This window comes from Arthrobacter sp. P1_A5, assembly GCF_056406825.1.
The window spans coordinates 1-6,828 of the sequence record NZ_JBFTZL010000189.1; the positions used below are offsets into that span (position 1 = coordinate 1).

Annotated in this window: 8 protein-coding genes and 1 tRNA gene; 3 read left to right on the forward strand and 6 right to left on the reverse strand. The window is 65.7% G+C overall.

The window, feature by feature from the left end; genetic code table 11:
• Nucleotides 1-77: 77 nt before the first annotated feature.
• The 4 genes from AC1D1S_RS17980 to AC1D1S_RS17995 form a co-directional block, all read right to left on the reverse strand.
• Nucleotides 78-1,043 (reverse strand): hypothetical protein, encoded by a 966-nt coding sequence (locus tag AC1D1S_RS17980; protein WP_476995091.1) that lies wholly within the window; start codon nucleotides 1,041-1,043, stop codon nucleotides 78-80.
• The gene (locus AC1D1S_RS17985) at nucleotides 1,040-1,525 is read right to left on the reverse strand and encodes a hypothetical protein (protein ID WP_476995092.1); all 486 of its coding nucleotides are present in this window, start codon (nucleotides 1,523-1,525) and stop codon (nucleotides 1,040-1,042) included. Before AC1D1S_RS17985 ends, AC1D1S_RS17980 begins: the two co-directional genes overlap by 4 nt.
• A gap of 64 nt (nucleotides 1,526-1,589) precedes the next feature.
• Nucleotides 1,590-2,063, reverse strand: a complete 474-nt coding sequence (locus tag AC1D1S_RS17990) for a hypothetical protein (protein ID WP_243177619.1) — start codon at nucleotides 2,061-2,063, stop codon at nucleotides 1,590-1,592.
• Between the two features lie 692 nt (nucleotides 2,064-2,755).
• Nucleotides 2,756-2,838, reverse strand: a tRNA-Leu gene (locus AC1D1S_RS17995).
• A 164-nt stretch (nucleotides 2,839-3,002) separates the two neighbouring features.
• Between AC1D1S_RS17995 and AC1D1S_RS18000 the strand changes: the two genes are divergently transcribed.
• Together AC1D1S_RS18000 and AC1D1S_RS18005 are read left to right on the forward strand one after the other, a co-directional pair.
• Nucleotides 3,003-4,319: a M20/M25/M40 family metallo-hydrolase gene (locus tag AC1D1S_RS18000; RefSeq protein ID WP_028275570.1), complete on the forward strand. Its 1,317-nt coding sequence runs from the start codon at nucleotides 3,003-3,005 to the stop codon at nucleotides 4,317-4,319.
• 16 nt (nucleotides 4,320-4,335) lie between these two features.
• Complete coding sequence (locus AC1D1S_RS18005) at nucleotides 4,336-5,499, forward strand: acyl-CoA dehydrogenase family protein (RefSeq protein ID WP_476995093.1); 1,164 nt, start codon at nucleotides 4,336-4,338, stop codon at nucleotides 5,497-5,499.
• A 71-nt stretch (nucleotides 5,500-5,570) separates the two neighbouring features.
• Here the strand turns inward: AC1D1S_RS18005 and AC1D1S_RS18010 are convergent, their stop codons facing one another.
• Nucleotides 5,571-5,804 (reverse strand): DUF5703 family protein, encoded by a 234-nt coding sequence (locus AC1D1S_RS18010; RefSeq protein ID WP_018772920.1) that lies wholly within the window; start codon nucleotides 5,802-5,804, stop codon nucleotides 5,571-5,573.
• Between the two features lie 39 nt (nucleotides 5,805-5,843).
• Between AC1D1S_RS18010 and AC1D1S_RS18015 the strand changes: the two genes are divergently transcribed.
• A complete protein-coding gene (locus AC1D1S_RS18015) occupies nucleotides 5,844-6,116 on the forward strand; it encodes a hypothetical protein (protein WP_223916379.1) in 273 nt (90 codons plus the stop codon).
• Between the two features lie 24 nt (nucleotides 6,117-6,140).
• On the opposite strand, the gene AC1D1S_RS18020 is transcribed toward AC1D1S_RS18015, so the two are convergent.
• A partial coding sequence (locus AC1D1S_RS18020; RefSeq protein ID WP_476995094.1) for an aldo/keto reductase occupies nucleotides 6,141-6,828 on the reverse strand: 688 nt, incomplete at its 5' end.

A 6,828-nucleotide genomic window follows, 5' to 3' on the forward strand; every position in this document is an offset into this window, starting at 1 on the left:
TGTCCGTACCGCTCGGGCGTGTTCGGCGGGTCGGGTGCGTGAGGAGTTGCATGGGGGCTTTCCGTAGCTGTCGCAGGCTATGCCGGGGCAGGGGAGTTATGGAGCTTTGCTTCAACGCAGAGCAGGTAGCTGCGCTCCTCCGCGGTCAGGAAGGCCGCCGAAGTGCCCGCAGCGAGTTCAGCGTCCCGAATTTCGACAACCATCCGGTGCAGCCTGTCCTGTACCGGCGCCTGGGGGTCGGCCTCAAGGGTCCGGTCAAGCGACGTGCTCTGCAGCGCCTTGGACCAGATGGCCTCGACGCGTGCGAGGGTTTCGGTGTTCCGGCGGTGCAGGTTTTTGCGGGCAGCCCTGCCGGCAACCGCCGGGATCGTGAGTCCGGCGCCGGCCAGGACGGTCGCGACCAGTTCCAGCTGATGGTACGGGAAGTCAGGTCTGACCAGTACGGCCAGGAATGTCAGGTGCCGGGCCAAGAGGGACAGACACATCTCGGCCATCACCAGGAAGCCCATGATGCAGCCGGCGCCCAGCATGGAGAAACCGACGCGGAACGGGCGGCTCATCCGCGGGACGTAGCGGAAGCAGATCACGGCAATTTCCGCGCTCATCGAACAGATGAAGAGGGTGAGCATCAGTGAGAACAGGAGAGCCGGGAAACGGTCCTCGTAGATGCCCCAGGCGGGGGTCGTGACGGTGGGTCCTGTGAGGAGGAAGAACGCGGTCTGCAGGCTCAGCGTGAGCGTCAACGGAAGTGTGCGTGTCCACCAGGACCGGCGGCCGCCGGCTTCCGGGGCGATGGCGGCGTATGCGGCGAGGCGCAGATACCAGAGAGAGACAATCATCAGGGAGTTCAGGACCAGTTTGACCAGGTTCATGCCGCCCAGGGCCGTATCGACGGGGACGTAGACAACCGGGGACATGAGCAAAGAGCCCACGCCTCCGTACACGGCACAGGTGAACACCAGGTCGCTCCGGCTGCGAAGCAGGGCGGGAATGCGGGCACCGGCCAACAGGAACAGCGCCGCGGCCATCAGGAACTGCATCATCCGAAGACCGCCCCGAAGTTGCCCGGCTCCGCGTCCGGCTGCTGGTAGGAGCGGCGGATGCGGGAGGCAAGCCGGTCGGCAAGGAGTTCGGCCGTTACCTCGAGCTCGTCGGCGAAGTCGGTGCGTTTCAGGGCCGAGACGACGCGCTCCGGGTCGAGGTCCGGGAAGAAGACCTGGGCGTAGTCGTGCGAGAGGACTTCCTGCTCGTGGCGGAGGATCATGTGGGCGAACTCGTGCAGGACGATCTGCTGGCGGTGCACCTCTGACGCCGCCTTGGCGTGGAGGATGAGGTCCAGGCCGTCCATGCCGAACCACAGGCCACAGACCTTGTCGGTGGGGGTGTTGTCGATCGGCTTGATGACAATCGGACGCCCGCTCGCGGTCTCCAGTTGGGTCTGGATGGAACTCATGGAGACCGGTTCCTGCAGCCGCAGGCCTTCTTCCGCAGTCCGGGCCCGCGCTCGGGCGACGCTGTAATCCATGGAGCTGATCCTTGGGATGGTCCGATAAGGGGCCGGAGTCCCTCCGACTCCAAGGAGGAGCGTATCAGCCCTGTTCAGGGGCCTTTCCGGCGCCCGGCGTGTCGGAAGAAGTGACGTTCGTCTCCGCCAGCTGCTCGTCGATGAGGTCCCGGATCTGAAGGAGCGTCTCGGGTGACAGGCCGCCGAGTTGCCGGGCAGCGAAATTGCGGACCTTGTTGGCCCGCATGCTGGCCAGGAGGTCGAGTTGGGCTTCGACTTTCTGGGGCAGCTCGTCCTGGTCGTGCAGCAGGTAGTCGCGGTTCACGCCGAAAAACTTTGCGAGGTTCTGCAGGAGCTCGGTCTTCTTCACCTCGGGCCCGGACCCGGTGCGCATGTAGTGCCAGCGGGCGCGGGAGATCGGGGTGCCCGCCGTCTTCATGGCGGCGCTGACGTCGTTGAAGGTGATCTTCTTCCCGGCGGCTTCCGAGGAATCAAGGAGAAGGTTCAGCTTCCTTGCGAGTGCCGCGCCCGGCCCGGAATCGACTGACGCGTCGTTCATCGCGCGGCTCCTTTTCTGCGGTCGAAGRGTGGATCCAGAAGACGATATCATCCGATTGGACATGTCCAATAATTTTGCATTACCCTCTGAAAACAGAATTGGACATGTCTATTTCTGCACCGGGGGGTACCGGGCCACGCCTCCGGTACCGCCTCCATAGTGGAGGCACGCAGCCTAAGGGTTGCCCGTCAGGGGAGCCGCGCTCCGGCTGACGCCACGACGGCCGCATTCCTGCAGGAGCTTTTGGGGGGCCGGCAGGGATGCGGTCTTTTGGTGGCCCGGCCGCGGGGTGAGGTCCCAGTGTTCCTGTCGACGGCGGCGGCCGCCGCGGGAGACGATGCGCTCCCCGGTCTGCGGGTCGTTAGTCCTTGGACGTCCGGCCTCGGGCGCGTCGAGCTGCCCAAACCATGAAGACGACGATGAACGCGACGGGCAAAAGCACCAGCGGGTTCCAGCCTTTAACTGTCATTTGTCATCCCTCGATCCGCTTGCAAGTCTCTTGCGCAGACTCTACGCCGGCGGCCACGAGGCGAGAACGTTGTGCGGCCATCCTTTGGTGGGCACGTCGGGTGGGCTACTGGCCGGGGTGGCGGGTATTGGTATTCAGCGGCAGCGCGGGCGAAGCCGTAGCCCGTCTGCGGGGAAGCAGAAAAAAACCCCTGGAATCCGTGGATTCCAGGGGTTTTCCCTTGTGCGCGGAGGGGGACTTGAACCCCCACCCCCTTTCGAGGACTAGCACCTCAAGCTAGCGCGTCTGCCATTCCGCCACCCGCGCAGGTGGTAATTCCGAGTTCGTTTCGCCTTTCAGCGTTTTGCTTTTCTCGGAAGCAGCGAGAAAGACTCTAGCACGACTTTTCCGGAAACAAATAATCGGGGTCCGCGGGGGTGGTGTGGGTAGGCTGAAGCAAGCAATTGAGCCACCCGCCACGAGGAGCCGCTATGACCGACAACCGGACCGAAACCAGGCCAGAGGATGAGGTCGTCAGGATCTGCCAGGAGCTGATCCGGATCGACACGTCCAACTACGGCGACGGCTCCGGCCCCGGTGAACGCGCGGCCGCCGAATACACCGCCGGGCTCATGGCAGAAGTCGGCCTGGACGCCGAAATTTTCGAAGCAGCGCCCGGCCGAGCCAGCGTAGTCACCCGGCTGGCGGGGGAGGACCCCTCCGCCAGCGCCCTGGTGGTCCACGGCCACCTGGACGTCGTCCCGGCCCTGCGCGAACAGTGGTCGGTTGACCCCTTCGGCGCCGAACTGAAGGACGGCCTGATCTGGGGACGCGGCGCCGTGGACATGAAAGACATGGACGCCATGATCCTGTCCGTGCTGCGCAACTTCGCCCGCACGGGACGCAAACCCAAGCGCGACCTCATCTTCGCGTTCTTCGCCGACGAGGAAGCCGGCGGCACCTACGGCGCCCGCTACGCCGTCGAGAAGCGGCCCGAACTCTTTGAGGGCGCCACGGAGGCGATCTCCGAAGTCGGCGGCTTCTCCGCCACCATCGGCGGCCAGCGCACCTATCTGCTCCAGACGGCGGAAAAGGGCCTCTCCTGGCTCCGCCTGGTGGCCCACGGCCGCGCGGGCCACGGCTCCCAGATCAACACCGACAACGCCGTGACCAGGCTTGCCGGCGCGGTCTCCCGGATTGGTGCCTACAACTGGCCGATCGAGCTCACGCCGACCACCCGGCAGTTCCTCGACGGCGTMACCGAACTCACCGGGGTCGAATTCGATCCCGATGACCCGGAGAAGATCCTGAAGGAACTCGGTACGGTGGCCCGCTTTGTTGGCGCCACACTGCAGAACACCACCAACCCCACCCTGCTCAAAGGCGGCTACAAGCACAACGTCATTCCGGAATCGGCCGAGGCCCTCATCGACTGCCGGACCCTGCCCGGGCAGGAACAGCAGGTGCTGGAAATCGTGCGCGAACTCGCCGGCACCGGAGTGGACATCAGCTACGTGCACAACGACGTCTCGCTGGAGGTGCCGTTCGCCGGCAACCTCGTCGATTCGATGATCGATGCCCTGCATTCCGAGGATCCGGGCGCCAAGGTGCTGCCGTACACGCTCTCCGGCGGGACCGACAACAAGTCCCTGAGCCGGCTCGGCATCACCGGCTACGGCTTCGCCCCGTTGATGCTGCCGGACGAGCTCGACTTCACCGGCATGTTCCACGGCGTCGACGAACGGGTCCCGGCGGATTCCCTGAAATTCGGCGCACGGGTGCTGGACACCCTGCTCACCAACTACTGAGCGGACACCGCCTGCCATGACGCCAGAGGACATCCTGAGCGGTCCGCTATTGGAACGGATCCGCGGCCGYGCCGCCGGCTACGACCACGACAACGCCTTCTTCCACGAGGACCTCGCGGATCTCACGGCGGCCGGCTACCTGAAAATTTTCGTCCCGGTGATCGACGGCGGAATCGGACTCGGGGTGGCGGAAGCGGCGCAGCTGCAACGCAGGCTGGCGACCGCGGCACCGGCCACGGCGCTGGCCGTCAACATGCACCTGGTGTGGACCGGCGTCGCCCACGTCCTTGCCGCCCGCGGTGACTCCTCGCTGGATTTCATCCTTCAGGAAGCGGCCCAGGGTGAGGTCTTCGCCTTCGGCAATTCGGAGGCAGGCAACGACTCCGTGCTGTTCGATTCCCGCACGGAGGCCGTCCCGCTGCCCGGCGGCGGCTACAGCTTCACGGGCCGCAAAATCTTCACCAGCCTGTCACCGGCGTGGACACGGCTGGGCATCTTCGGGAAGGACGCCAACGCCGCGGACGGCGCCGGGGAACTGGTCCACGGGTTCATCACCCGGGATACCCCCGGCTACGAGATTTTGCCCGACTGGGACACTCTCGGCATGCGGGCCAGCCAGTCCAACACGACCCTCCTGGAGGGCGCCGTCGTCCCGGCCGAACGGATTTTCCGGAAACTGCCGGTGGGCCCGAACGCCGACCCCCTGATCTTCGCGATCTTCGCCTGCTTCGAGACCCTCCTCGCCGCGGTGTACACCGGAATCGGCGAACGGGCCCTCACGCTCGGGGTGGAAGCCGTGCAGCGCCGGACATCGTTCAAGAACGGCGGCCGCAGCTACGCCCAGGACCCGGACATCCGCTGGAAGGTGGCGGAAGCGGCGATGGCCATGGATGCGCTCTACCCGCAGCTGTCCTCCGTAGCGGCCGACGTCGACGGCCTCGCGGACCACGGCAGCCAATGGTTCCCCCGGCTCGTGGGGCTCAAAGTCCGGGCCACKGAGACGGCCCGCATCGTGGTGGACCTCRCCATCCGGGTATCCGGCGGCTCCAGCTACTTCCGCGGCTCCGAGCTCGAGCGGCTGTACCGGGACGTGCTTGCCGGCATGTTCCACCCATCAGATGACGAATCGGCGCACAATACCGTGGCGAACGCCTGGCTGGGCCCGCTGGAGACACCCTAGGGGCCCAGGACTCCCCGCGGCGTTCGCGGCTGCCGATCCCGGCCGATGCGCGGCCGGGTTTCGTGTGCGGCCTAGACGGTGCGCTGGACCTGGATGACTTTCCGGCGCAGCCAGAAACGCCGGCCGCCGCCCACGTAGAGGCGGCTGCGTTCCAGTTCCCATTTGCCGTACTCGGAATGCTCCACGAGCCGGCGACGGGCCTCGGGGAGCGAATCCTCAGGGCCGACCGTCAGAACGAGGTACTCGTACTGCTTGACATAGTCCCGTTCCCGCCGGACCGAGCTGCTCAGAAAATGTTCTTTCATTGCTCTCCATTTTCGTCTTTTTCCGACTAACGTGAAGTCATGAGCATCGATCCGCGTGTCGCGCTTCAGTCCCTGACCTCTGCACTGGAAGAACACCTGGCGGCGGCCTCCGCCCGCAGAAGTGACGGGGATCCCGCGGTCGAGGCGGCGTTCTTCGCCGTTGCCGATGCCTTTGAAGTCTACGACGATGCCCTGTATGAGGCGTATGGGGAAGTGACRCCGCTCGAAGTGATCGACGGCGACGAAGACGGCGACGAAGACGATGTCGACGACGAAGAGGATCTCGAGATCCTCGAGAATTCCGAGAACTAGGGGGACCTGCGGATCTCCGCGGCCTCAGCCGGGGTCGGACACGTCTTCGAGCGCCTGCGCGATCTCCGGCGGCAGCGGCGCGAGCGCCGAATCCAGGATCTCCTTGAGCTGAACCGGTGTCCGGGGGCCGACGACGGCGGTTGCCACCCCCTGTTGGGACAACAGCCAGCTCAGCGACACATCCAGGGCAGTCCGGCCGAGCCCCTTCGCCGCCATGGCGACGGCTTCCACCACGCTGGACGCCGGTCCCTCGAGATAGGGTTCCACGTACGTCGCCAACCGCTGGTTGGCGGCCCGGGAATCAGCCGGGATGTGGCCGCGGTATTTGCCGCTCAGGACGCCGCGTCCCATCGGAGCCCAGGCCATCAGGCCCAGCCCCGCGTCCTCGATGGCCGGAATGAGCTCAATCTCCGCGTTGCGCTGCAGGAGCGAGTATTCGGACTGGTTGGCCACGAGGGGGAAGCCCGCGATTGCGGCGGCCTTTGCAGTCTGCCAGCCGTTGAAATTGGAGACGCCGGCGTAACGCGCCCGGCCGGACCGCACCGCGTGGTCCAGCGCTGACAGGGTTTCCTCCAGCGGAACATTCGGATCCCAGGCGTGCGCGAACCAGAGATCCACGTAATCGGTTCCCATCCGGGCCAGGCTCGCGTCCAGCCCGGAGAGCATGCCGTTGCGGGATGTGTCGACGCTGCGGCGACCGTCCGCCGTCGTC